Source organism: Bacillus sp. IS1, from assembly GCF_032461585.1.
GTDB classification, from domain to species: Bacteria; Bacillota; Bacilli; order Bacillales; family Bacillaceae; genus Bacillus; species Bacillus velezensis.
In genome coordinates this window covers 207,127-233,455 of the sequence record NZ_JAWCWR010000004.1, presented here as the reverse complement: position 1 = coordinate 233,455, position 26,329 = coordinate 207,127, and the positions used below count along the sequence as shown (strand labels likewise).

At 47.9% G+C, this 26,329-nt stretch carries 24 protein-coding genes; 6 read left to right on the top strand and 18 right to left on the bottom strand.

Going from position 1 to position 26,329, the window contains the following annotated elements:
* Positions 1–165 precede the first annotated feature (165 nt).
* The 14 genes from RUW00_RS16445 to RUW00_RS16375 all read right to left on the bottom strand — a co-directional run bounded on the left by RUW00_RS16445 (position 166) and on the right by RUW00_RS16375 (position 16,984).
* The gene (locus tag RUW00_RS16445; RefSeq protein ID WP_108654886.1) at positions 166–1,752 is read right to left on the bottom strand and encodes an alpha-glucoside-specific PTS transporter subunit IIBC; all 1,587 of its coding nucleotides are present in this window, start codon (positions 1,750–1,752) and stop codon (positions 166–168) included.
* A 16-nt stretch (positions 1,753–1,768) separates the two neighbouring features.
* Complete coding sequence (locus RUW00_RS16440) at positions 1,769–2,530, bottom strand: MurR/RpiR family transcriptional regulator (protein WP_045206999.1); 762 nt, start codon at positions 2,528–2,530, stop codon at positions 1,769–1,771.
* Positions 2,531–2,598: 68 nt separating this feature from the next.
* A complete protein-coding gene (gene glvA / locus RUW00_RS16435; RefSeq protein WP_007610111.1) occupies positions 2,599–3,948 on the bottom strand; it encodes a maltose-6'-phosphate glucosidase in 1,350 nt (449 codons plus the stop codon).
* A 170-nt stretch (positions 3,949–4,118) separates the two neighbouring features.
* The gene (locus tag RUW00_RS16430; RefSeq protein WP_003155535.1) at positions 4,119–4,301 is read right to left on the bottom strand and encodes an H-type small acid-soluble spore protein; all 183 of its coding nucleotides are present in this window, start codon (positions 4,299–4,301) and stop codon (positions 4,119–4,121) included.
* 66 nt (positions 4,302–4,367) lie between these two features.
* Complete coding sequence (locus RUW00_RS16425; protein WP_061861980.1) at positions 4,368–6,176, bottom strand: sigma-54-dependent Fis family transcriptional regulator; 1,809 nt, start codon at positions 6,174–6,176, stop codon at positions 4,368–4,370.
* A 106-nt stretch (positions 6,177–6,282) separates the two neighbouring features.
* Entirely contained in the window at positions 6,283–7,662 is a 1,380-nt protein-coding gene (gene lpdA / locus RUW00_RS16420; protein WP_315956677.1) for a dihydrolipoyl dehydrogenase, read from the bottom strand.
* A 14-nt stretch (positions 7,663–7,676) separates the two neighbouring features.
* The gene (locus RUW00_RS16415; RefSeq protein ID WP_315956676.1) at positions 7,677–8,870 is read right to left on the bottom strand and encodes a dihydrolipoamide acetyltransferase family protein; all 1,194 of its coding nucleotides are present in this window, start codon (positions 8,868–8,870) and stop codon (positions 7,677–7,679) included.
* Between the two features lie 14 nt (positions 8,871–8,884).
* Positions 8,885–9,913 (bottom strand): acetoin:2,6-dichlorophenolindophenol oxidoreductase subunit beta, encoded by a 1,029-nt coding sequence (gene acoB, locus RUW00_RS16410; RefSeq protein ID WP_315956675.1) that lies wholly within the window; start codon positions 9,911–9,913, stop codon positions 8,885–8,887.
* A 1-nt stretch (position 9,914) separates the two neighbouring features.
* Positions 9,915–10,916 (bottom strand): acetoin:2,6-dichlorophenolindophenol oxidoreductase subunit alpha, encoded by a 1,002-nt coding sequence (gene acoA / locus RUW00_RS16405; protein WP_003155540.1) that lies wholly within the window; start codon positions 10,914–10,916, stop codon positions 9,915–9,917.
* Positions 10,917–11,192: 276 nt separating this feature from the next.
* Positions 11,193–11,672 (bottom strand): DUF6884 domain-containing protein, encoded by a 480-nt coding sequence (locus tag RUW00_RS16400; RefSeq protein ID WP_267543776.1) that lies wholly within the window; start codon positions 11,670–11,672, stop codon positions 11,193–11,195.
* Between the two features lie 157 nt (positions 11,673–11,829).
* Positions 11,830–12,813, bottom strand: coding sequence for a tRNA dihydrouridine synthase (locus RUW00_RS16395; protein WP_115941307.1), 984 nt, complete (start codon positions 12,811–12,813; stop codon positions 11,830–11,832).
* Between the two features lie 847 nt (positions 12,814–13,660).
* On the bottom strand, positions 13,661–13,942 hold the full coding sequence (locus tag RUW00_RS16390) for a YfzA family protein (RefSeq protein ID WP_088056273.1): 282 nt from the start codon (positions 13,940–13,942) through the stop codon (positions 13,661–13,663).
* A 643-nt stretch (positions 13,943–14,585) separates the two neighbouring features.
* Positions 14,586–15,986 (bottom strand): 23S rRNA (uracil(1939)-C(5))-methyltransferase RlmD, encoded by a 1,401-nt coding sequence (rlmD, locus tag RUW00_RS16380; protein ID WP_007408520.1) that lies wholly within the window; start codon positions 15,984–15,986, stop codon positions 14,586–14,588.
* A gap of 134 nt (positions 15,987–16,120) precedes the next feature.
* On the bottom strand, positions 16,121–16,984 hold the full coding sequence (locus RUW00_RS16375; RefSeq protein WP_280144947.1) for a DNA-3-methyladenine glycosylase family protein: 864 nt from the start codon (positions 16,982–16,984) through the stop codon (positions 16,121–16,123).
* Positions 16,985–17,090: 106 nt separating this feature from the next.
* Here RUW00_RS16375 and corA point away from each other — a divergent pair, with 106 nt between their 5' ends.
* The 3 genes from corA to RUW00_RS16360 all read left to right on the top strand — a co-directional run bounded on the left by corA (position 17,091) and on the right by RUW00_RS16360 (position 19,672).
* Positions 17,091–18,050, top strand: a complete 960-nt coding sequence (gene corA / locus RUW00_RS16370) for a magnesium/cobalt transporter CorA (protein ID WP_280144946.1) — start codon at positions 17,091–17,093, stop codon at positions 18,048–18,050.
* Positions 18,051–18,113: 63 nt separating this feature from the next.
* A complete protein-coding gene (locus RUW00_RS16365) occupies positions 18,114–18,761 on the top strand; it encodes a hypothetical protein (RefSeq protein ID WP_043020672.1) in 648 nt (215 codons plus the stop codon).
* Between the two features lie 50 nt (positions 18,762–18,811).
* Positions 18,812–19,672, top strand: a complete 861-nt coding sequence (locus tag RUW00_RS16360; RefSeq protein WP_280144945.1) for an NAD(P)-dependent oxidoreductase — start codon at positions 18,812–18,814, stop codon at positions 19,670–19,672.
* Positions 19,673–19,709: 37 nt separating this feature from the next.
* Here RUW00_RS16360 and pdaA read toward each other — a convergent pair whose 3' ends face one another.
* Together pdaA and RUW00_RS16350 are read right to left on the bottom strand one after the other, a co-directional pair.
* Complete coding sequence (gene pdaA / locus RUW00_RS16355; protein WP_003155556.1) at positions 19,710–20,501, bottom strand: delta-lactam-biosynthetic de-N-acetylase; 792 nt, start codon at positions 20,499–20,501, stop codon at positions 19,710–19,712.
* A 100-nt stretch (positions 20,502–20,601) separates the two neighbouring features.
* A complete protein-coding gene (locus tag RUW00_RS16350) occupies positions 20,602–20,787 on the bottom strand; it encodes an SE1561 family protein (protein ID WP_003155558.1) in 186 nt (61 codons plus the stop codon).
* Between the two features lie 146 nt (positions 20,788–20,933).
* Here RUW00_RS16350 and yfkAB point away from each other — a divergent pair, with 146 nt between their 5' ends.
* Together yfkAB and RUW00_RS16340 are read left to right on the top strand one after the other, a co-directional pair.
* Positions 20,934–22,055, top strand: coding sequence for a radical SAM/CxCxxxxC motif protein YfkAB (gene yfkAB, locus RUW00_RS16345; RefSeq protein ID WP_032872324.1), 1,122 nt, complete (start codon positions 20,934–20,936; stop codon positions 22,053–22,055).
* Positions 22,056–22,061: 6 nt separating this feature from the next.
* Positions 22,062–22,895, top strand: coding sequence for a mechanosensitive ion channel family protein (locus RUW00_RS16340; RefSeq protein ID WP_095273227.1), 834 nt, complete (start codon positions 22,062–22,064; stop codon positions 22,893–22,895).
* Between the two features lie 28 nt (positions 22,896–22,923).
* Here the strand turns inward: RUW00_RS16340 and RUW00_RS16335 are convergent, their stop codons facing one another.
* Entirely contained in the window at positions 22,924–23,718 is a 795-nt protein-coding gene (locus tag RUW00_RS16335; RefSeq protein WP_088056277.1) for a YfkD famly protein, read from the bottom strand.
* Positions 23,719–23,788: 70 nt separating this feature from the next.
* A complete protein-coding gene (gene cax / locus RUW00_RS16330) occupies positions 23,789–24,844 on the bottom strand; it encodes a calcium/proton exchanger (protein ID WP_007408511.1) in 1,056 nt (351 codons plus the stop codon).
* 158 nt (positions 24,845–25,002) lie between these two features.
* On the opposite strand from cax, the gene RUW00_RS16325 reads away from it, so the two are divergent.
* On the top strand, positions 25,003–26,181 hold the full coding sequence (locus RUW00_RS16325) for an MFS transporter (RefSeq protein ID WP_029974039.1): 1,179 nt from the start codon (positions 25,003–25,005) through the stop codon (positions 26,179–26,181).
* Positions 26,182–26,329 lie beyond the last annotated feature (148 nt).

Here is a 26,329-nt window from a genome sequence, read left to right as displayed (position 1 = left end):
CTATTTTTGAATTGCTGTTTAAAACACCGAACACCACAGAAGTCTTTCGTTTTCACTCCTGCATGTACAGGTGGCAAAGGTATGACAAATTCATACATTTCTTCAAAACATAAAAAGAGCGCCGGATTAACAAGCGCTCTGCACATAGTCTGCTGCTGCAGTATTTTAACCGTTCAATATTTTCTCGACACGCTCCCGCATTTGCGGAACGCCTAATCCGACAATGACCTGAAGCGCCCTGCCTTTTCTGACGACCCCGTGGGCTCCCAGCTCTCTGAAATCGGCGTCACTTTTGACCTTTGATTCATCAGCGACAGTGACGCGGAGACGGGTGGCGCAATTGGTGACCTCCGTAATATTGTCCTTTCCGCCCAGCGCTTCAATATACAAAGCGGCTGTATCCCGCTGTGTTTCGTCTGCCGCCGCTGTTTCTTTTGAAGCCTGCTTCCGTTCTCTGTACTCCTTTTTCGAATAGAGCTTTGTTTCCTGCCCTTCCTCTTTTTCTCTGCCCGGTGTGGCGATGTTGAATTTGAGAATGAGGAAACGGAAGACGAAAAAGTAAACAGCGGTAAAACACAACCCGATAATGATCTGGTATACATACGTCAAGCCATGGCTTGACGCCAGCGGGATCCAGTTCAAGGTCGCAGCTTCGATCAAACCGCCTCCCATATTTCCGACGACGCCGGCCATATACATGACGGTTGCCATGGAAGCGGCAAGCAAAGCATGAACCGCAAATAAAAACGGCGAGATAAAAAGGAATGTAAATTCAATCGGCTCTGTAATTCCCGCGACAATGGACGTCAAGGTGACCGGGATCAATAGGCCGGCGACGATTTTTTTCTTTTCCTTTGAAGCCGTGGCGTAAAAAGCGAGCGCGATTCCCGGAATGCCGAAGATTTTCGAGTTTCCGTGAAGCGCGAAGCCCCCCTGCGGGAACAATTCTTTCAGCGGTTTGACGCTTTGAGAGTATTCCCCGAGATGCTGCGCCCAATAGGTGACGATACCGCCTTCAGCCACAGCCGGACCGTAAACAAACGGCGAGTAAATAAAATGATGCAGGCCGGTCGGAATTAAAATCCGCTCCAGGAATGTGTAAATCCACACGCCGATCGCCCCGGAAGAAACGAGAAAACTTTGCAGCGAGCCGATTCCGGACTGAACCATCGGCCATACGTATGCCACCGCAAGTGAAATCGGTATCATAATGAAGAAAGAAATGATAACGATGTATGAAGATCCTTGAAAAATACCCAGGAAATCCGGCAGTTTTTTATCAAAATAACGATTGTGCAAATACACGACAATAGATGAAATAAAGATGGCGCCGATAATATTCGTATCAAGCGTTTTGATTCCGGCGATCATCGTCAGCCCGCTCGTTCCGCCGGCTTCCTGATTCATATCGACGTGAAAAGCCCCGCCCCAAACCGTCAGAATCGCATTGATAAAGTAATTGAATGTCAGATAAACTGTAAGCGCTTCCAAACAAGCCCGCGCCTGCGCTTTTTTCGCTAAGGCGACAGGGATGCCGATCGCAAACAGGAGCGGCATTTGATTAAAGACGGTCCAGCCGCCTTGTTCAATGACATACCAGCATTGATACCAAAGCCCGTCAGGATCAGCCAGCGGCCCCATCAGCGTTTTATTTTTAAACAGCGTACTCAGACCGACAATAATACCGGAAAATGCAAATAACAAAACAGGCACAAACATCGCGCTGCCGAAGCGCTGGACTTTTTGCATCATTTCACGTGACCTCCCGCTATTTATCAAAATTTTCAAGCTCTTTATAATCAACATATGCACGGAATAACGATTCGCCCACCAGAAAAAACGGGGCAAATGCGACAATTTCCGTTTTATCGCTTAACATCACCGGCTTGCTGGTCGCATAAAGATTATACGGCGTCATTTGCGCCAGTACGTTGTTTTTCAGATTGGTGATTGAAATAAACGGAACTCCCTTTGCGGACAGGGTCCTTACCTGCGGAATTAATTCGGGTGTTTCGCCTGATAAAGAAATAATGATGAATACGTCATCAACCTTAAAATCATCACACATGATATCAAACTCTGTGATGTCCTGAATTAAAATCAGATACTTCCGCCGGGATACAAACATCCGCTGCAGCTCACGGGCGCACACCCTCTGAGCCGTGCCCGATCCGTAAACGAAAATCCGTTTTGCTTCATCTATCAGCCGGCACATCTCCGTCATATCTTTTGACTTCACATATTTTACATTGGCTTCAATATCATCCAGCAGCTTTTCAAATGTCATATTCTCGCCCTCTTCAGGCTGATCCTCCCATTTCAGAAAAACCCGGAATTCACTGTAGCCGCTGAAGCCCAGTTTTTGGGCGAGCCGCAGGACGGAAGACCGAGAGACATTGCAGGCTTTCGCCATGTCATTGATACCGAGATGGTAGCACGTATGTTTATGATTCAATATATATTTTAAAATATAAAAATCGTTGTCATTTAATTTCGCGTAATGCTGATTAACCAGTTCTTCAAGACTCATCCCAAAAATCCCCCCGTTTTCTTTCTATTATATAGAATAACAGATAAAGAAAACGGGGAAGATTGTCATCAGGAAATAGGAGACGGACTCACATCAAGCTCAGGCCAGTAGTCCTTATTAGCCTCCATCAGATCTTCAAGAATCAGTCTTGCCACACGGGCATTCGGCACTGTTTTTGACAGGATCAGCGCCTGCCACAGCTTTTGAAATGACCGCTCTTCCCACGCTTCAGCCGTCAGTTTTTCGACAGACACCTGCTGTTCCATCAGGCCTTTTTGAAATTGCGGTATATTCCCGACTGAGAGGGGTTCCGGTCCGTTTGAGCCTACGAGACAAGGAATCTCAACCATGGCTGATGGATCAAAGTTTGCGATCGCGCCGTTATTTTCAACGATTAACAGCATTCTCTCCCCGGTGTTGTAAGCGATGGCCCGGGCAAGGTCGACGATATAGGAAGCATGATCATCAATTTTAATTTCACTGTTCTCCGATGATTGTTCGCGCGTAATCATATCGCATTGGCTGAAAATGAAAGCTTCGCGCCCTTCCATAACTTCATTGGCTCTCGTATGGTTCGGGTTTGATTTTTTCACCATATCATCCGGGAATAAGTAATATTGCAGATATGTGTTCGGGAGCGTATCCGGATCAGCCGCCTGTACGTCGCGCGCTTTTTTGAATGTGTCATTCCAGCTTGCTTCAGTCTGTTCGGCCTCCGTCTTCGGAACGTAGCCGTATTCACGGACATGCTCTTTCAGCTTCGGCATTAAATCATTGCCATGCCGGTCTGTGATGGACGTCCACCAGCCAAAGTGGTTTAAGCCGTAGTAACGGACGTTCATTTCTTTTCGTGAAGATAATCCGAGGATGTTCGCCATGCGATCCTCAATTCCGACCGGCATGTCGCAGATGTTCAATATTTTTGAATTCGGTCTTAGGCGTCGTGTAGCTTCAGCCACAATCGCCGCCGGATTGGAGTAATTCAGCATCCATGCGTCAGGCGAGTACGTTTCCATATAATCAAGAATCTCCAGAACACCGCCGATAGAGCGCATGCCATATGCGATTCCGCCCGGCCCGCATGTTTCCTGGCCGACCACGCCGTACTTCAGCGGGATTTGTTCATCAAGCGCGCGCATCGCATATTTTCCGACGCGGATATGCGCCATGACGAAGTCAACATCCGTAAAAGCCGTCTCTGGGTCATCAGTCGCCAGAAATTCAATGTCCGGCGCTTTTTCTTTTATGAATACCTCACACGCACCCGCAATCCGCTCCTGCCTTTCTTTATCATTGTCATAAAGTTTCAGCTTTCTGATCGGAAACTCTTCCAGGTGATTCAAAAGCATTAATACAATTCCGGGGGTAAATGTGCTGCCGCCGCCTGCAATAACGATTGAGAATGATTTGTCTGTCATGTGAAGCCCTCCTCTGATAACGTTTACATTTTATTTATATCATGAGAAGGTCCGATCTGTACCGGGTTTAGAGGAGTTAGATCATTTAATCATTTTTAGTTATTTTTCTCAAAAAGCGGGAAAGTTCCCACAGGTACGAAAGAGGCCTGCTGTCATCAGCAGACCCATTCTCAAAAATGCTCTTGTAAATCAGAAAGCAGCACTTCCTGCTCAAATTGCGGATTTCCGATCGGAAAAATTCTGGCTGTTTCCTTGTCTTCGTTGACATGCTGAATATAAATCGGGACTCCTTCATATGTCACATACGCCATGGCGGCGGATTCCGAAATGTCTTTCGCACGCTGTGTATTCACGTTTCAAACCTCCTTTAGGGCCTCACACATAACGTGTCCGGCAGCCAAGAGAAGTATGCTTGTTTCTTACAATTGTCCGGCGGTGAGTTTGAATTTTTTGAGGCGTTTGTAAAACGTGCTCCGCGGGATTCCGGCCATTTTGGCGGCCAGCGTAACATTCCCCTTCGCTGATTCAAGCGCGTTTACGATGATGTTTTTCTGAATGTGCTCCCGGATGGAGGCGGGGGACGCTTCTTCCTGTTCATAAGACTCGGCCGCCTCTTTAAGACCTGACGCTTCAAGCAGGGCTGCGATGGGGCGCCCTGACAGCCGCCCGTCCGGGAACATGACGGAAAGACGTTCAAATACATTAAACAATTCCCTGATATTCCCCGGCCATTTCCGGCTCTTTAATAGGTCTAAAAAGTCATCAGGAAGCTCCCCCCGCCAGCCGCGATTTCGCTGAAATTCAAGGAAGAGTCCGGGAATGTCTTCGGTGCGTTCTCTTAATGGAGGGAGATGGATCGGACAGACGTGAAGCCGGTAAAATAAATCTTCTCTCAGCTTTTTGCATTCGACAAGCTGTCTCAGATCAGTGTGGGTGGCAGTGATGATTCTGATGTCGACGGGAATCTCTTTTGTCCCGCCGACCGGGGTGACTTTCCGTTCCTGCAGCACCCGTAACAGAGCGACCTGCATGGAGTGTGATATTTCTCCGATTTCATCGAGGAAAAGCGTGCCTTTATCGGCTTTTTGCAAAGCGCCGTTATGTCCTTTCCGTTTGGCCCCGGTGAAGGCGCCTTCCGAGTAGCCGAACAGTTCGCTCTCAATCAGCTTTTCGGGGACCGCTCCGCAATTGACGGCGATAAACGGGCCGTTTTTCCTGGAGCTGTTGTTATGAATCGCCCGGGCGGCAACCTCCTTTCCCGTCCCGGTTTCTCCCGTAAGACAGACGGTTGCGTCCGTTCGGGCGACAAGCTCCAGCTGCTGGAGCATATGTCGGGATGACGGGCTTTTGCCTGCCGCACCATGGAATAAAAAAGAAGGCTTTTCTTCTCGTTTGGATAAGTAAATGCACGTGTAGCCGTTCTCCTCCCGCTTCGCCTGCTTGATGTGAAAGCCCTGTTCCTCAAGCTCGCGCAGCGTATGTCCGGTAAAATGCTGAACGGGACGGCTTGCGGCGATAACCCGGCTCATTTCATTGCAAAGCACGATCGGATCGTGAGACCGGGTAAGCCCGGCGAATTTGCTGATCATGTCAAGTTCTGTCATTTTGATCTTTAGGGCAAGCTCCCGTTCCGCCGTATAAGCGATGGAGGAGGCAATTCCGAGCATAAAAGGCTGAGCGCGGGCGGCGGGGCAGGAAATATCAATGACACCCGCCAGCCGTCCGTCTTCATAACGGATCGGCGCGGCGGAACAGCTCCATTGATGAGAAGCGAGCGAATAATGTTCAGAGCCGTGTATCATGACCGGCTCATTTGTATAAAGAGCCGTCCCGATCGCATTCGTGCCGACGGCCGTTTCCGTCCAGCGGGCGCCTTTTAAGAAATTGATGCGGTTCGCTTCATGAATGGTGCGCGGGTGGCCGTCAACTGAATGGACAACGCCGTCTGAATCAATCAGGAGAACCATCATTTCCATTTCCCGCATTGCCGTTTTCATTCTTTCTGCATACGGCGTTGAGGCCGCTAAAAATAACGCATGCTTTTCGGCCTGCCTTTCTAAATGATCTGCCGGCATTACATTCGGCCCCTTTTCGAGATAAGGATTGACGTCGGCTTTTTTGCAGCGGTGCCATGAGGCGGCCACCCGCTTCTGAATACGGGATTCATCAAGCACGCCTTCTTTCACAAAGCGCTTCCAGGTTTTAAAATCATTCCGAATGACATTCATTGTATTCGCTCCCCCCTGTTCAGACCATCTTTTCATATATTGTAGGGGAAAAATAAAGCGCTTTCAACGAAAAATACCCCTTCTCATCTGAGAAAGGGTATTCCGGTTATACGGAATGCACCGCAAGTCCGGTGACATTCAGCAGAGCTTCCTGAAGCGTTTCTGACAGAGTCGGATGCGCCGCGATAAAGTGCTCCGACATATCCGCCGTCATTTCACCGTTCATCATCATGACCGCCTGACCGATCAATTCCGTCACGTCCGGCCCGATCATTGACACGCCGACGATTTCTCCGAATTCCGGTTCGGCAATGATTTTCATTTTGCCGCCATGCTGATGTTTAATTAACGCTTTTCCGTTAGCAGAAAATGAACATTCTCCGATTTTCACATCTCCGTATGTTTCTCTCGCCTGTGTTTCCGTCAGCCCGACAGCGGCCATTTCCGGCGATGTATAAATACAGCGGGGCACCGCCCGCATATCGACTTTGCTGTCCTTTCCCGCGGCATGCGCGGCGGCTGTGATTCCTTCATGAATGGCGGCATGCGCGAGCTGCATTCCTCCGGCCGCATCGCCGCATGCGTATATATGAGGCACATTGGTCTGCATATGGTCATTGACTTCAATGCCGCGCGGAGAATACCGGATGCCGGCCTGCTCCAGATTCAGCTCTTGCAAACGCGGTTTTCTCCCGATTGCAACCAAAACGTGATCAGCCTGCGCCTCAATTTCTTTGCCGTCTTTTGTCCACACGGCAGTTTTCCTTTCTTTGTCAATCCGTTGAAGGGCGGCTTTTGTCTGAATATCAGCCCCGCTGTCTCTTAAAGAGTCTTCGAAAACGGCGGCGATTTCCCCGTCTTCTGCCGGGAGCAGCCGGTCAGCCGATTCAATCACCGTCACTTTCGTTTTAAACCGGCTGAATAAAGAGGCAAATTCACAGCCGATCACACCTCCCCCGACAATAAGCAGAGAAGAAGGGATTTTCTGTAAAGAAAGCGCGTCTTTGCTGTCGATCACCCAATCGCCGTCAAATGGGGCAAACGGCAGCTCCGCCGGTTCAGATCCGGATGCAATCAATATCCGATCCGCTTCCAGAATGTCTTTTGCGCCTCCTTCTCCTTCAACAAGCAATGTCTGCTCTGTGAGAAATGAAGCTGTCCCGCTGATGACTTTAATCTGATTTGCTTTCATTAAGTATTGAATTCCCTGCACGAGCCGGCTGACGATTTGCCGTTTGCGCCCCTGCATGCGGGCCCAATTGAGTGTAATGTTTTGCGGCAGTTCGATGCCGAATGTATTTGCATGCCTGATTTTATCGAGCACATTCGCGCTTTCCAAAAGCGACTTTGTCGGGATGCATCCCTCATTGAGACAAGTGCCTCCGAGCGGCCCTTTGTCGATCAGAACGACTTCTTCTCCCCTCCGCGCGGCAGTCACGGCAGCTGCATATCCGGCAGGCCCGCCGCCGATAATGGCTAGTGTCAATCTCTTCACCCTCTCTATAAAATCAATCCGGCCGGCTCTTCAAGCAGCGCTTTGACCGTTTTCAGGAAGTCCGCAGCCGGTGCGCCGTCACATACTCTGTGATCAAAGGTAAGGCTCAGCGGCAGCATGGTGCTTTTGACAAGCTCATCTCCTTTAAACGCCGGCGTTTCATAGCTTGCGCCCACTCCGAGAATACCGGCTTCAGGCGGATTAAGAATCGGGGTGAAATGCTCAATTCCGTAACCCCCGAGATTTGTAATAGAAAATGTCGATCCGCCCAGATCATCTCCGGAAGCATTGCCTTCCCGCGCCCGGCGTGCCGATGTGCTGATATGATCCGCTAGCTCAAGGAATGAAAGCTTTTCCGCATCCCGGATCACCGGCACGACGAGACCGTTTTCAAGAGAAACCGCCATCCCGAGGTGGACATATGGATAGGTGATGATCCGCTCCTCTTGATAAGAGCTGTTCAGCTCAGGATGCTGTTTCAGCGCAAGCACCGCGGCTCGGGATACGAAATGTGTGACCGTCAGTTTAACACCGTTCCGCTTTTTCGCGCTGTCGGCGAGCTGCTGCTGCCATTTTATAAGCTCCGTAATGTCCGCTTTCATCGTCAGCGTCAGCTGGGCGCTGTTTTGCAGGCTTTTGTGCATTCGGTCTGCAATCACTTTTCTCATCGCTGAAGCCGGTTTTCCCTCCGGCTGTGCCGTCTGAACCGAAGACTGCGGTTCAGATTCCGTCTTCATGGCCTTGATGACGTCAGCTTTTACGATTCTGCCTCCGGGCCCCGTCCCGTTCAGCGTATCAACTTTCAACCCGGCTTTCTCCGCCATTTTTCGGGCAACGGGAGATATTTTCACGCGGTGTTTACGCTTTTGCCCGGCTTTGGGAGCAGGAATATGTTCAGGTTCAGATTGCGGTTTCCCGGCATTTTCAGGAGCCGGCGCCTCCTTCTCCCGCACTTCTTCGCCGTTTTCCCCGATATAACAGATGGGCGTTCCCGGCGGGACTCCTTCTCCCTCTTTGACTTTAATATGAAGAAGCGTGCCGCTTTCAGGCGCTTCTATTTCCATTTCTATTTTTTCCGAGTTGATGCTGGCGATGCTTTCTCCCTTTTCAACCGGGTCGCCGACTTTTTTATTCCAGACGGATACTTCACCTTGCTTCATCGCCATTCCCAGCTTCGGCATTACTACTTTTACAGCCATTCTATATCCCTCCTTTAATTCATTGCCGGCTCGCCAAGCAATTCAAGCGTGACGCTGACAATTTGGTCTGGTGTCGGCAAATATTGATCTTCAAGCACCGGCGAAAACGGCACCGGTGTATGCGGCGCTGTAATCCGTTTAATCGGCGCATCAAGCAAATCAAAGCCCTTATCGGCGACAATCGCAGCAATATCCGTGGCGATGCTGCAGCGCGGATTGGCTTCGTCAATGATGATCAGCCGGTTTGTTTTTTCTAACGATGTGAAAATCGCTTCCTCATCTAAAGGAGACAGACTCCGGGGATCAAGCACCTCGGCGTCGATGCCTTTCTCAGAAAGCTGCGCAGCCGCTTCAAGCGCGGTATTGACCTGCTTGCCGACCGCAAACAGCGTGATGTCGCTGCCTTCGCGTTTGATATCCGCTTTTCCGAGCGGGATTGTATAATAATCTTCCGGCACCTCGCCCTTCATGCTGTAGGACGTTTTATCTTCAAAAAAGAATACCGGATCATCGTCTTCTATTGCCGAAAGCAGCAAACCTTTGGCGTCATATGGATTGGACGGCACAACCGTCTTCAGACCCGGGATGCTGGTGAACAGGCCATACAGTGCCTGCGAATGCTGAGCGGCTGCCCGGAACCCGGCTCCGTATGTGGTGCGGACGGTGATCGGCACTTGCGCTTTACCGCCGAACATATAGCGGAATTTCGCCCCTTGGTTGATCACTTGGTCAAAGCACGTTCCGATAAAATCGTTAAACATCAGCTCGGCAATCGGTCTCAGCCCGGTTGATGCCGCAGCCATAGCCGCACCCATGTAGCCCGCCTCAGAAATCGGTGTGTCCAGCACTCTTGTGCGCCCGAATTCCTGTACGAGTCCCTTTGTGACCCCTAATACACCGCCCCATGCTTCATCATCCTGCAAATGATCGACCGCCGCTCCCCCGGCGACATCTTCACCGATTACAAGCACATTGTCGTCTTTTCTCATCGCAAGCTTCATTGCTTCATTGATCGCGTCCGACATGCTTATGACTCTCGCCATCTCACATTCCCCCTTTTTCATATGACACGTAGACGTCTGTCAACAGCTCAGACTCTTTCGGATATGGACTCTTTTCGCTGAACGAGACGGCTTTTTCAATCGATTCGCTGACACGCTGTTCGATGTCTGACAGTTTATTTGCATCTGTTTCTTTTAGAAGATAGTTTTTAAAGCCTTGAATGGCATCCTTTTCTTCAAGATGCTCAGTCTTTTCATCCTTTGTTTTATAAGTTTGGGCATCCCCTTCGAAATGGCCGTAGTTTCTGTAAGTCATACATTCAATCAAAGACGGGCCTCCGCCGTTTCTTGCTCTTTCTATCGCTTCCCCGGCTGCCTGATAAACCGCTAAAATATCTTTTCCGTCCACCGTGACTCCCGGCATGTTATAGGCAGCCGCCCGATCGGCGATTGAATCACAGGCTGACGCGTACTCAAATGTCGTGGCTTCGCCGTAGCCGTTGTTTTCGGCGATGAACACGACAGGAAGGTTCCATACTGCCGCTAAGTTCAGCCCTTCATGGAAAGTCCCTTGGTTATTGGCTCCGTCCCCAAAAAAGCAAACGCTTACATTTTTAGTTTGTTTATATTTAGCCGTGAGCGCTGATCCGCATGCGAGCGTGAATCCGCCCCCGACGATTCCATTTGCGCCTAACATGCCTTTATCAAGATCCGCAATGTGCATAGAACCGCCTTTGCCTTTACACAGTCCGGTCGCTTTTCCGAATATTTCCGCCATCATGCCGTCCAGATCACAGCCTTTGGCGATACAATGGCCGTGTCCCCTGTGTGTGCTTGTAATGCTGTCGCCATCATCTAAATGAGCGCACACCCCCGCAGCTACCGCTTCTTCACCGGCATACAAATGGACGAATCCGGGAAGCACTCCTTGCGCGAAAAGTTCATGCACTTTGTCTTCAAAGCCCCTGATTTCCAGCATCTTTTGGTACATCCACAGCGCTTTTTCCTCAGTTAATGACAAGCCTTCTCGTTTTAACAATTCCATTTTGTGCGCCTCCTTCTATTTAGGGTTCACACTTATAAATGCAAGAAGCATGCCAGCCTTTGAAGCCCGTAAAATGAATGTTTTTATGTTTACAATGGAGACAGTTTGAGACAGGTGTCTCATTTTGTCTCGATCTGTTCCCTTTGTCTCGTTTTATGGCATACAAAAAAGACCGGGCATCACCCTGTCTTTGACAATGATCGACGTATTTATTTCCTCGGAAATCTTTTAACTGCTTCATTCTTCTGCATACAGTCTATCGTGGCGTTTGAGTGGTTACACTCTTTTTTTCATATCCACGCGCTGCAGTTCATGCTTTTCTTCAACAGCCCGATTCAGCGCTTGAAGCATGTAGCCAATGCCTTTATACGATGACAAAGGCCAGGTGATATGCTGATGCTCTCCGATGACGGCGTTTAGGACGCTTCGGTATTTTTTCCCGCCAAGCATGACAAGCTCCTCGATGTCGGAGAAGCCTTTTTCATGAAATTGACGGCGCAGCTCGTCCGCTGCCATGATCTCCGGATGACCGGTTCCAAAAGTGACATCGTAATTTCCGGGAACAATATCATCCGGACGAAGGAATCCGTGCTTCGCCGACAAAATCACCCACTCATCGAAAAATGCTTTCGCATATCGCTCGCACGCCTGATGAAACGGGCTGAGATAAGCGTCTTCCGCCCTTACCGGACCTGTATCTGAATGGACATCCCAAATTTTTTTCTTGCCGCAGGGGATGATGCACAGTCGTTTCATTTTTCTCTCCCCCTTTATGATGTATCTCCTATCAATGTACCATTATTCGTTTATTTCTGCATGACGAAACTGGCCATGGATCTGTCTGGGTAAAAACTGCACACAAAAAGACCCGGAATTCAAATCGAAATCCGGGCCGGATGAAGAGTTGTTTATGTCACTCTTGCTCCATCCCATCAAGATACTTTTTCTCAAAGTCATCGAGCAATGCACGCACTTCATCTGTTGACTTTGTATTCATGCATTGATTTCTTAATTCACTTGCTCCCCGGAATCCGCGGAGATATATCTTGAAAAAGCGGGGGAGCGGTTTATATGCTCGAGCTTCTGCTTTTGAATATTCATCATGAAGATCCAGATGCAATCTCAAAAGATCAAGCAATTCCTTACTGCTATGCTCTCTCGGCTCCTTTTCAAAGGCGAATGGATTGGTAAAAATGCCTCGTCCAATCATAATCCCGTCAACACCGTATTGTTCAGCGAGTTTCAAGCCGGTTTCACGGTCAGGAATATCCCCATTGATCGTCAAAAGGGTATCCGGCGCTATCTCATCACGAAGTTTCTTGATTTCCGGGATGAGCTCCCAATGCGCATCTACTTTACTCATTTCCGCTCTTGTACGCAGATGAATGGAAAGATTCGCAATGTCTTGTTTCAGTATGTGTGTCAGCCAGCCGCGCCATTCGTCTATATCCGTGTAGCCAAGTCTGGTCTTCACACTTACCGGCAGACCTCCTGCTTTCGCCGCCTGTATTAATTCGGCTGCAACTTCAGGACGGCAAATCAGGCCGCTTCCCTTTCCATTCCCCGCCACATTAGGTACAGGACAGCCCATATTGATATCCAGGCCCTTAAACCCTAATTCCGCCATCCCAATACTCATTTGGCGAAAGTTTTCAGGCTTATCTCCCCATATGTGGGCAACCATCGGCTGTTCATCCTCCGTGAAAGTCAAACGGCCGCGCACACTATCCTTCCCATCCGGGTGACAATAGCTTTCTGAGTTTGTAAACTCTGTGAAAAACACATCAGGTCTGCCTGCTTCACTCACAACATGGCGAAAAACGACATCCGTCACATCTTCCATTGGTGCAAGTACAAAAAATGGCCGTGGTAATTCACGCCAGAAATTATCTGTCATAACAAATCCAAATCCTTTCATGATGGGATACAGCCAAACCTTTATCCAAAAATTAAAAACTGACCATGCTTCTTTTACACTTATAGCATGTGTCAGCACTTCTTATCAAACGATAGTAAATTTTGAACATTTCACTTTTTACTCGTTAAAAAGTGAAAAGCAAACTGAAGTAGAATAGATATGATAGAACACCTTACAACTCCTTAACCATATAATCGGTTCGAAAGAGAAAAAAGTGTGCTGATTATCTACACCTATTTTTTATTTATATTGTGGTTTATTAATAGTAGCGCTGACCTTCATCTTTCTTAGCGGCCTTACTTTTGCTCTTTTTGGACAAAAAGGATTCCAACCTAAATAGAATATCATAAGAGTTCTCCCTATTACCAATGCAAAATAATTGTCCTGTTATCGAAGATAAAATATTTAACGCTGCACCATATCCGTATCTCAATATCATTTGCGGAAAACGAATTTCAAGAAATAATATGATTAAGCAAAATGAGTTGGGGATGGTATGGAGTAAGGGGATGGGAAGAGAAAATAAACTCGAACTTAAAAGAATTCAAAACTTCAATCTGGACCATTTGAGATTTGCTCATGGTTTAGAAATAACCAACGCAACAAGTGGCTTCTGGCTCTATACAGTATATGTACTAAGGGTCGATTGGCTTTCAAACCCCTTATGTTAATATCTTTATACAATCACCTATATATGTTTGTATAAGATTACGATTCGGTAATCCTGATCCAGAACCAATAAAATAGACTGCTGACTAAGTGCCGCAGTCCTCACTCATAAGATTAATAAGAAAGTGTTCATTTTCTTTCATCATTAAATAAGGCATCAGAAGTTATTGCTTTCATTTCGAATATCCTTTGTTATACCTGTGATTATTTGTATAACAGTGAAAACCCCCAAGAAAACAGTGACAATATTAAACCATGGATTATCATAGAATGAAAGATATGTTTGAAAGAAATCCAGTTCAGCTATGTTTGCTGGGAATCCATTCATTTCTCTATAATTAGGACCCCATCCCGTTAATTCTGCAAAATTAAAATAAAGCTGTGAAACTAAAAATGCCAAAACCGTGAGAAACCAACTTTTTTTATATACTTTACCCATTTCATTATCCATTTCCTTTTCTGCAATACTTTTTAGCCAAGTGTCAATCTAACATCATTATATGATGAAGCATGATTGTCGCGATAATTACTTATTAAGGATATAACCATCGCAGGTATTACTGTAATAGTTGTTATCACTTACGATTCCGCCTCGGCGCTATTATTTAATTGTTGTAATGCTAATACGTTATACATTAAAGTAAGCCACCTTTGCCTTTTGCAGCTTCTACATCAGAACCTTCAAACAGTTGTTGAAGTTCCAATACATCTCTTATTCAATTCCACCTCCTTTTTATCATTTATTACAACTATTGCTAATAGTATTCTTTAAGAAAGGAGTTTACAAAATATTAACGGGAATTACAAGTATTCACGGAACTTGAACGACTTGTTATTGCTTCTGGTTCACAACAAGATCTTCATATTTTGTCTGTAATGCCGTTTCCAAACGGAAAAAAGAAAGTGTTAATAGAAAGCAGCCTGCTTGGCTGTTTTTCACTTGCTTTTCCATACGTTTTTTCAACTCTTTTTATCAGTTAAATAAAGACAAAAAACAGTCAGGACAAGGGCAAAACATGAAAAAGACCCGGAAATCGGAAATGTTTATACCGAAATCCAGGTCTGATTACGAATTGTTTATTTTAGTTAGACGATTTCAAAACAAGCTTCGCCACGGCTTCTACATGAGCCGTCTGCGGAAACATATCAACAGGCTGAATATATTCGACGCGATAGTCCTTCGACAGCGTCTGCAAGTCTTTCGCCAATGTGGAAGGATTGCAGGATACGTAGACGAAGCGTTTCGGTTTTACTTTTTTGATGGTATCTAAAAATGTTCTGTCACAGCCCGTTCTCGGCGGGTCGACGATGACCACGTCAGGGCGGAAGCCTTCTTTCGTCCATTTCGGGAGCCAGTGTTCGGCTGTTCCTGTGACATATGCCGCGTTTTTGATGCCGTGTTTTTTGGCGTTTTTCTTCGCATCGTCAATTGATTCTTTAATGACGTCCATGCCGCGGATCTCTTTTGCGCCGCTTGAAACCCACATGCCGATCGTACCGACGCCGCAATACGCGTCTACGACTTTTTCTTTTCCTGTCAGCTGAGCCGCTTGTTTCACTTCGTCATACAGCTTAACCGTCTGCTCAGGGTTGAGCTGGAAGAAGGCGCGGGCGCTCAGTTCAAATGACACGTCACCGAGCACTTCTTGAATGGCATGGCTTCCGGCCAGCGCTTTTGTTTTGTCACCGAAAATGACGGATGTGCGCGCGCCATTGACGTTTTGAATAATCGATTTCACTTCCGGCAGCCGATTCTGAATGGCTTTGACGATCTCATCTTTATTCGGCAGTGTCTCTTTAGCGGTGACAAGCACGACCTGCACTTCGCCTGTTTCAAAACCGACTCTCGTCACGATGGTGCGGACATCGCCTTTTTTGGTCCGTTCGTTATAAACAGATACGTTGTGTTTTTCCAAAATACGGCGGACGATACCCGTTGTTTTGTTTGTTGCCGGATGCTGGACAATGCATTCCTTAATCGGAACGATTTTATGGGAATCAAGTCCGTATAAGCCGGCAATGATGCTGCCGCTTTGCGAGCGTCCGACTTGGAACTGGCTTTTGTTCCGGTAATTCCAAGGGTTGTCCATTCCGATCGTATCTTTAATGTTCATTTCTTCGACATTGAATCTCGTATGACGTTCCAGAGACTGAATGACGATGTCGCGTTTTTCGCGAAGCTGCTGGGTGTATGCCAGATGCTGAAGCTGACAGCCGCCGCACTGGTCGTAGACCGGGCATGGCGGCGTGACGCGGTGTTCAGACGGCTTGCGGATTTTTTTGACGCGTGCTTCTGAAAATTTCGGCTGCACATTTGTCGCTTCGGCAACGACTTCTTCACCGGGCAGAGCGCCGGGAACGAAGACAACTTTTTTCTTAAAATAGCCGACGCCCTCTCCGTTAATGCCGAGACGTTTGATGGTCAGCGGAAATGTCTGTCCGATTTTCAATTCGGCAGGCGCCTTTTTTTGATGTTGATTCACGTTTTTTTCTCTCCGTTTCTATATAAAGCCTTCCTCATGGGAAAACGGCTGATTTGAAATATCACATCTTTTCAGTATAACATGCAGCCGGCGGTTCCTTCATGTTTTTCACTGGAAGTTTCCAAAAATCCTCATCATTCAATGCTTCTCCACAAGTACAAGGACGCATAGCTTAAATACGGCGCCCATTCGCTGCTTACCTGGAGCATTACGTCTTTTGACGGTTTATCCTCTAGGGCGAAGCGGCGTTTGACGGCGTTTTGCAGGCCGATGTCCGCCAAAGGAAACAGATTCGGGCGGCCGAGACCGAACATGAGGACGTTTTGGACGGTCCACGGGCCGATGCCTCTGATGGCGATCAGCTTTTTCATAATGTCTTCATCCGATAAATGGGTAAGTTCCGCCAGATTGAGCGCCCCGTCTGCAATCATCCGTGAAATGTCAATCGCATATTCCGCTTTTCTCATGCTGAACTGGAGCTCCCGCAAGTCCTGATAATCAAGCGCCGCGATCGTTTTCGGCTCGGGATAGCACCAGACGCCGTCTTTTTGTTCACCGAAGGCATGGACGAACCGTTCCGTTAAAGTAAAAGCGAAGGAAAGGTTGAGCTGCTGGTGGATGATGCATTTCATGAGACAGTTGTAGACGTCATACTCCAAGACGAGCGGGGTTCCCGCATGCTCCTCAAAAAGCGCCGACAGATTTGTTTTTGAGAAATGATCAAGCACAGGCTGAAGCGGCTGCTCCCACTGAAAAATGTGTTTGATCCGTTCAATCATCTCCTCGCGGTCCGTTTCTCCGCTGACGAGGAAAACCGGGTCTGCGGCGGTGCCTTCCCCTTGAACCGTGATGACGGACAGTTTGCCGTCCCGTGTTCTGAGCGGCACTTTGATTGATCTTGCATGAAGATCGACCGCATTCAGCGGATCGAGCGACAGCCTTTCAAGTACTTTATCAAAATGATACGGCGGCGTGACCGAAACCGTTTCCTTCCACATATGCTCCACCCCTTTTTGTCCAAGTATATCATGAAGCGGCCTGGCGGCAATTCGTATACTTTTCTTCATAACGCCGCATGATATAATGGCAGGCGGAGGGTTGTTTATGATACATATAACCGCAATCACAACACATAATGAGATATTAGATAATATCCCCCTATCACGTACAGAACAACCGGACATCGCATGGTACTGGGTTGATTTTTTCGGCGCTGAGATGCATGAAATCGAGCTGCTGCGGGATTATTTTCACTTTCATCCGCTTGCGATCGAGGATTGCTTTCAGCACATGCAGCGGCCGAAAATCGACCATTATGACGGCTACCGTTTTTATGTGCTCCACGCCTTGAACCCGGACACACTGGAAATGGAAGAGGTGGACATTTTTCAGTCCGACCGTTTCATCGTCAGCTTCCATTTGCACGAATCGCCCGGCGTCTCAAAGGTGAGAGATCGGTTTTTCGCTTCTCCGGGATTAGCCAAAAAAGGGCCCGGGCACATCACTTATATGATTATGGATCAGCTTGTCGATGAATATTTCCCCGTGCTGTACAAAATTGAAGACCGGCTGAATGAAATTGAAGACAGCAGAACCCATAAATCTTACGGCACTTTAATGAATGAAGTGTTTGAATTGCGGACTGATCTTTTGAACCTGAGGCGGACGATCATTCCGATGCGCGATTTAATGTACCGGATTTTGAGCCTTGACCATGTAAAAGAAAGCCGTGAAACGAAGGCGTATTTCAGCGATATTTATGACCACCTGTTAAAACTGGCTGAGCTGATCGAGTCAAACCGTGATATGACGTCAGATTTGCGGGACAGCTATGTGACGCTGAATTCAAACCGGATGAACGCCATTATGATGACATTAACTATCGTCTCGACCATTTTTATCCCGCTGACGTTCATCGCGGGGGTTTACGGCATGAATTTCGATAACATGCCTGAGCTTCATTGGAAATACGGCTATTTTATCGTTTTGGGCGTAATGGCCGTCCTTGTGGGCGCCATGCTGTTTTGGTTCGCCCGCAAAGGCTGGTTTAATATTTTCAAGTAAGAACGGCTGCCGGCTGTTCTTTTTTTTGAGAAAACATGATAGTCTGGAAAAAAACGTAAAGAGGTGTGCGCCGTTACCATCCTTTCTCACAAAATCATTTCTTCTGTCCTCCTGGCTTTCAGTGTCATGTCCATTGCCCCGCTGTATAACGGCCGTACGGTGTCTGATTACATCTTTGAGTTGCTCGGCTTTTCCTCTTGGCCGGAAGATGGAGCCCATATCTCCGTCATTCCCGGGGTCGTGCTTTACTTTGCGGCGTTAATCTGGTGTGCCGCCGCGTTCAGGCGGACGCTTCCCGCGGCGGGGCTGTTTCTGATCTTTCTCAGTATGGGGGCCGCTTCCGGTATCAGTCCCGCCACTGAATATGCCGCTTTTTCCTTAAAACAGTTCGCGCCCGAAAAAGAGGCTGTCGAATATTTGAAGCACCGCAGCGAATGCAGTCATTTGGTTGAGCGAAAAAGAGCGGGCATGAGCTGCACGCTTTATATCAATCATTACGGAAAAGGGGAACAAACCATTTCTGTCACCCCGGATTTATCAGAAAACATAAAGGACGTCACATTCAAATCAAAAACATTCACTGTAAAACCCCGTTCAAAAACAATCATCAAAACCCGATTTACCGGATTTTATAAGGGGAAAGCCGCCTCAGACTCCGGATGGTCTTCCGAACCTGAACTGAAAGTGGCAATCCTGTACACAGCAGATTAACCATTTTGCATGTATAATGGTGGAAAACTTTTCATTGGAGGGACTGTGAAATGAAGATCGCCATCGTCGGACTCGGCAATATGGGCCGCCCCATCGCCGAAAATATCATGAAAGCCGGATACAGTCTGACTGTATATAACCGGACGAAAGAAAAAGCGGCTGACCTGCTGGAAAAAGGGGCCGAATATGCCGAAACGCCCCGCCAGGCAGCTGAACATGCAGATATCGTGCTGTCCATGCTGTCAGACGATGAAGCCGTAACAGACGTGACTTTCGGAGCTTGCGGCATTATTGCCGGGTTATCTGAAAACGGCATTCATATTTCGATGAGCACGATCAGTACAGCGCTGTCAGAACAGCTTTCCGCCGCACATTCGGGCAGAGGGCAGTTCTTTATCGCCGCTCCCGTCCTCGGCCGCCCCGATGCCGCTGAGAAGGCCGAACTCCACATCATCACAGCCGGACCGGCAGAAGCGAAGAAAAAGGCCGAACCGCTGCTTAACATCCTGAGTCAGCAAGTATTTGACACTGGTGAAGAAACAAAAACGGCCAATGCCGCGAAAATCAGCATCAATTTCTTGCTCGTGTCCATGCTGGAGGCGTTATCTGAATCATTCTTAATGATGGAGAAGTTCGGGTTAGAACAAAAACAATTTTTAGAAATCGCCGGCGCACTCTTTGGCTCTCCCGTCTATCAAAATTACGGAACCATGATGGCTGAGGAGAAATTTGAGCCGGCCGGCTTCAAAATGTCTTTAGGGCTCAAGGATACCAATCTGGCGCTCGCCGCCGCTGAACAGGTCTCCGCAAAACTCCCTCTTGCCGAGCTGGCCAAGAGCCATTTTGAAAGCGGGATCGCACAAGGCTTCGGGGATCTGGATTGGGCTGCACTGATTAAAAGCTTAAAATAACAAAATAACACCTCTCCATTACCAGGAGAGGTGTTTTCTACAGGCGCGGCAGCTTCATTTCTTTCTCAAACATCAGGTCATCAATGCTTTTAAACGTGTAGCCTTCTTTTTTCAAATCGGTAATGGCATCGTCCAGAGCTTCTGAATTGTCCTTTGAAACGGTGTGAAGAAGGTAGATCGCGCCGGGATGCGCCTGCTTTATCATGTGATCATAGGCGTATTGTTTCCCTTTTTGCTCGTTAACCTTCCAGTCGACAAATGCGACGGACCAGAAAACGGTTTGGTAGCCGAGGCGCTTCGTTTCTTTGAGGACATATTCGCTGAACACGCCGCGCGGCGGACGGAGATACAGATTGTCCCGCTTTCCGGTAATGTTGTACACAGCTTCCGTGACAGAATCGAGTTCGTCTTGAATCTGATCGCCCGTTTTTGTCGTCAGATCAGGATGATGAAAAGAATGATTGCCGATGATATGGCCTTCCTTTGACATCCGTTTAATCAAATCAGGCTGCTCTTTCACAAAATGACCCGTGACAAAAAAAGTGCCCGTGACGTGATGTTTTTTTAACACATCAAGCACTTTCGGGGTGTACCCATTTTCATATCCGTTATCAAACGTTAAATAGATGGTCTTTTCTTTCGTATTGCCCAAATAAAAAGCATCATATTTTTTGACCAGATTGTCCAGCTGTCTGCCGGCATCCGGCGGCTGATGATTGACGCTGCGTTTAAAGCCCCAGTTTATCCGTTCATTCGGAACGGCCTCTGCGCTGTTTATGCCTCCCGCAAGTAAAACGGCCATGCAGCAAATTGAACAAAACCATTTCATGACCAGCACTCCTTCTGCATTTTTCCTTATTTTGCAGTAGGCCCTGCCCTTTTATACAGCCGCATTATGGAAAAAGAAAAACCCCGGCATCCGCCGGGGTTTATTCCCAATCCTTTTTAAAGCGTTCGTATTTTGCTTCCAGATCATCAAGCATGCCGATGAGCCGGTCTATATCTTCAACGTCCGTTGATTCAGGGTCTAATGAATCAATGACATTCATAAACATATCGAGTCTGTTCTTTAAGTAATCGAGCTGCTGATCTTTGCTGTTTACTGCATTCCCCATACTTCCACTCCATTCATTTTTTATAATGGTAGCGTATTTTTTGCCGTTTTTCAATGGTTCCGCTACTTGCGATCTTGGCAGATCAGGTCTAAAATTAACAGTTGGCAGACGTTAGTATGCCCCATTTATAAAGGAGTTAGATAGTCATGACACAAAACACAACACTGCGTCCGATCACACCGGAGTACGATCCTTGGGAAGCGTACATGGATGTCGACCAGTATGGAGATATGAAACTGACGAACGTTGAATTCACAACGACGACTTTGTGCAATATGCGATGCGAGCACTGCGCCGTCGGGTACACGCTCCAGCCGAAAGACCCGAATGCGCTGCCGATCGACCTTTTATTAAAGCGGCTTGATGAAATTCCTCTGTTACGCTCTATCAGCATTACGGGCGGCGAACCGATGCTTTCGCTGAAATCGGTAAAGGAATACGTCGTCCCGCTTTTGAAATATGCGCATGAACGCGGCGTGCGCACACAGATCAATTCAAACCTGACGCTTGATATCGGGCGCTACGAACGGATTATTCCTTATTTGGACGTTCTTCACATTTCTCACAACTGGGGAACGGTCGAGGACTTTGCCGACATCGGATTTGCGATGATGGAGAAGAAACCGACATTTGAACAGCGGGCGCGCTATTTTGACAAAATGATTGAAAACAGCCGCACGCTGGTCGAAGCAGGTGTAATGGTTTCAGCGGAAACGATGCTGAACAAACGGACACTGCCGCATATCGAACATATTCACCGGCAGATTACCGAAGAAATGAAATGCCAGCGGCACGAAGTCCATCCGATGTATCCGAGTGATTTCGCCAGCGCGCTTGAATCACTCAGCCTGACGGACATGAGACAGGCTATTCATCATCTGCTCGACATTCGCGATGAAGAGACATGGATGCTGTTCGGTACGCTCCCGTTTTACGCATGCAGCCCTGATGAAGAAGACCAGAAGCTCCTCCGCCGCCTGCGGGAAGCGAAAAACGTTACGGTGCGAAACGACCCTGACGGCCGCTCCCGCCTGAATGTCAACATTTTTGACGGAAATATCATTGTCACGGATTTCGGCGATACACCGCCGCTCGGCAATATTAAAACAGACAGCCTTCCTGAAGCATATGACAAGTGGAGACAGACGAAGCTGAGCAAAGAGCTGAACTGCCGCTGCACAAACGTCCGGTGCCTCGGCCCGAACGTCCTTGTCAAAAACAGTTATTATCAGGACACGGATTTTTCATTACGAAAAGCCAGAGGTTAACAGAAGATGGAAACGACAATTACGGACATTTTGAAAAGCAAAGTGGTTGAGATCATCATCGTCGCTCTCGTGCTTTACGCCGGTGTTTTTCTGATCAACCGCTTTGTCCAGGTGTTATTTAAACGCACGGATTTCTTAGAGGAACGGAAAGGGAAGACGATTGAGAGCCTCGTCCGGTCCATCACCCAGTATACGGCGACGATCGGTTTTATCTTTTACGTCATTTCTTTATTTGTTCATGATTTCGGCCGAATTTTAGCCGGGGCGGGCGTTGCCGGTATCGTTATCGGTTTCGGCGCCCAGTCGTTAATCAAGGACATTTTGGCCGGTATCTTTTTAATATATGAACGCCAGCTGCATAAAGGCGATTACGTGACGATTAACAATCTGTTCAACGGCACAGTGGAAGAAATCGGACTCCGTTCCCTCCAGATCCGTGAGTGGACCGGCAAGCTGCTTACCATATCTAACGGTGAGGTCAGACAGCTTCAAAACTATAACATTGATTATATGCGGATTACCGAGTCCGTCGTGATCAGTTACAAGGAAGATCCCGAGCGGGTCTATGCCGTCTTAGAAAAAGCGTGTGACATGCTCAATGATGAGCTTCGCGATTCACTGAAGCGGGATGAATTTCTCAATGCGACGGAGCCGTTTCAAGTGCATGGAATCATGAGCCTGAACAAATTGACGAGAGGCATAGAATTTACCGTCAAAGGCATGGTTCAAGACACAGAATACTTCTCGGCAAGCCTTGCGGTGAGACGCGTTCTTGCCCGGGAGCTGTACAACAACAATGTTCAATTGCTTGAGGAAATGTATCACACACAAAAAAGCTGATTCCCGAACCGGAATCAGCTTTTTTTATTTATCTCGGCTGCGCTGTCGTTTGAAAACCGAATGTGACATGATCCTGCACCGGAATCCAAGCCCCGATTCCTTGCGAAGTCACATTTTTGACGACAAGTTTCCGCTTGCTGCCTTTCAGCACCAAATACACTTCACCGTATGTTACTTTTCCTTTTTCATTAACGGCCGGAGCGTAGGCGTGCAGGTAGCCGAGCCGCTGCGGAGAAATTTTGTAGGTTTGATCCCGTTTTGTGCCTGCGCCGATAACCGTTTCAAACGCGAGCGGCAGTTTTGTTTTCTTCATCGCCTTTTGCATCATCATGCTTTTTACGTCTTCTGCGTTCGGCACCTTCGCTGTGAGCCCGCCTTTGATTTTGTATTGCTGTTCTTGGGCGTATGAGATAACCGCGGTTTGCTGTCCGCCCCGGTTATCCGCTCTGTTTGTGTTGATTTTTTTATATTCCCAGTTGGCGACCGTTTCGTTCGATTGATAGCCGAGCGCCCATTTCCCGAGAAATATTGTCGCCCGGTATCCGATGGCAAGCGGTGAACCGGAAACCGAGGATTCATTCAGCATCTTTATCAGATGCGGATTTTCGATGTTGATCTCGGATGTATCTAACAATTCCTTCGCCAGTTTGCTCGGCTGAAGCATCGGCTGGTCCTGTGAAGCATTCGGATACGTATTTTCCTTTGAAATGCTTACGACAGAGTTGGGAACTTTAAACGGTTTTTTTGCACCGGCAGACGGCGTTGCGAAAAAACTAAAGGATAACAGCAGAATCAGTGTGGCATGAAACAGCTTTCTCATCATATCACTCTTTCTATAGCATTTTCCTTTAGTCTTTTCCTCCGCAATCGTTGTTATCCGCATTTTTTACAGGTTAAAGCAGGAAAAAACCGATCGCCATGATGACATAAGCGGCAAGGAGAGTAGCCCCCTCAAACCAGTTCGAATCACCGTCATTTGAAATCATCGTCATCAAAAGGACGGATGATATCATCGCGACAAGCTCGGGCAATGTGAATACAAGCGGCATATTGACCGGAAAAAAGATGGAACAGATCACAAGAACCGGGGCCACAAACATGGCGATCTGCAAAGTCGAGCCTACCGCGATTTCAACGGCGACATCCATTTTGTCTTTGTATGCCATAATAATCGCCGACGCATGCTCTGCGGCATTTCCGACGATTGCCACGATAATCACTCCGATAAACAGCTCGCTCCAGCCGAACTGTTCAGCCACCGCATGAAACGTATGGACAAGGTTTTCAGATATGTAGGCGACGATAATTGTTGAAATAAATAAGACGGCTGTCGCTCTTTTCCCCGACCACTCAGGCTGCTCCTCTTCTTCCTTTGCCTCCGGCTGATTCGGCTGATAAACACCGCGGTGGGTGACGAGCTTGAAATAAAGAGCTGCCACGTACAAAAGGATCATGATGATGCTGATGCCGACACTCAAATCAAGCTTGTTTTTTTCCCCCATATCCATGGAAAACACTTCGGGAATGACAAAAGCTACGATAATGGCAAAAATCAGCAGGCCAGAATTATGCCGGGCATCATGAATATTGAATTCCTGCCGCTTGTATTTCAAACCGCCGATAAAAAACGACAGTCCCGCGACGAGCAGAAGATTGCCGAGCACCGAACCGGTCAGTGAAGCAAGCACGATGCCCGTCAGCCCTTCTTTTAAGGCAAAAAGCGATATAATCAGCTCTACCGCATTGCCGAACGTGGCATTCAGCAGACCGCCGATCCGCGGTCCCGCGATAATAGCAAGAGATTCGGTCGCTCTCCCCATATAACTTGCAAGCGCAATAATCGTCAAGCAATAAATAATAAACAAAACCGCTGACGGCCAGTGCATCAGGCCGCCGATGACTGAAAGCGGCACTCCCGCCGCAGCCGTAAAGAAAAAAATCCGATTCATATCTGCCTGGCTCCTTTTTTCGAATGAGTCTTTTTATATCCTTCTCAAAAACTCCCTCAATTACACTTCCGCGGCAGCCCGAATTGGCATTTTCAGGTTGCCGGACGCGACAAATCCGTGTACGATCAAGAAAGATACTGAAGAAGGAGAAATACGCGATGTCACGACTGTACTTCTTTATTTTGGTTCTGCTTGTTTCCATCTCCGGATTTTCCCAAGGCATGCTTCTGCCGGTGATCTCCGTCATTTTTGAAACGAACGGAGAATCCGCAGCCATAAACGGACTTCACGCAACCGGCCTTTATATCGGTGTGCTTCTGGCGTCGCCGTTTATGGAGGCCCCGCTGCGCAAGCTCGGATTCAAACCTCTGATGGTCATGGGCGGATTTCTTGTTATCATCAGCTTATTCAGTTTTATTTGGCTTCAATCCATATGGTTATGGTTTTTTCTGCGGCTGCTTATCGGAATCGGGGATCATATGCTGCATTTTTCAACCCAAACGTGGGTGACGTCAAAGTCAACGCCCCGAAACAGAGGAAGAAACATTTCGCTGTACGGACTGTCCTTCGGGCTTGGATTCGCTGTCGGCCCGTTCATGGTCCCTCTTGTGAAAACAAGTCCTTCCCTTCCGTTTATCGTATCCGGCTGTATCAGTCTTGCCGCCTGGCTGTTTGTGTTTGCCTTACGTAACGAGTACCCGGCGCAAGGTCCGGATGAAACATCCGGGGATAACAGCGCAAAACGGTTTTACCGCGCCCTTCTTTTCGGCTGGGTCGCTTTTCTCCCGGCTTTCGGGTACGGTTTTTTAGAAACGGCGCTGAACGGAAGCTTTCCCGTGTACGCCCTGCGTTTAGGCATATCCGTTGATGCCGTCGCGCTGATATTGCCCGCTTTTGCTATCGGAAGTATTGTATTCCAGTTCCCTCTCGGTTTATTAAGCGATCGATTCGGGAGAAAACGTGTCCTGCTCGTCATCTTATTAACGGGTGCCCTTTGCTTTTTGACGGCCGGACTGTTTCCGTCGCCTTCTGTCATCGGCTGCTGCTTTTTCACGGCGGGAATGGCGGTCGGCAGTATGTTTTCCCTCGGCATCAGCTATATGAGCGACCTGCTGCCGTCCCATCTGCTGCCGGCGGGCAATCTGCTCTGCGGCATTTCCTTCAGCCTCGGCAGCATGATCGGCCCGGTGGCGGGCGGCTGGTATATGCAGCGGTTTGAAAGCGCCAACTTGTTTTACTTTATTACGGTGATTCTGGTCTGTATTTGGCTTGCGCTCGTCTTCGGGAAAACAAAGCACAGTCCCGCATCCGAATCCCATTCTTTTCCGGCCTCATAAAAAAGCCGCCTGATCTGAGTCAGGCGGCTTCTTTCTAGTGGTATCCGTTCTGCCCGTTAGCGCTTCCGCTTGTTTTATTCTTCGGGCCGTTTTTTGAGTTTTGTTTATTATGGCTTCCGCCTTTTTTCGTATGCTTGGTCATAATCGA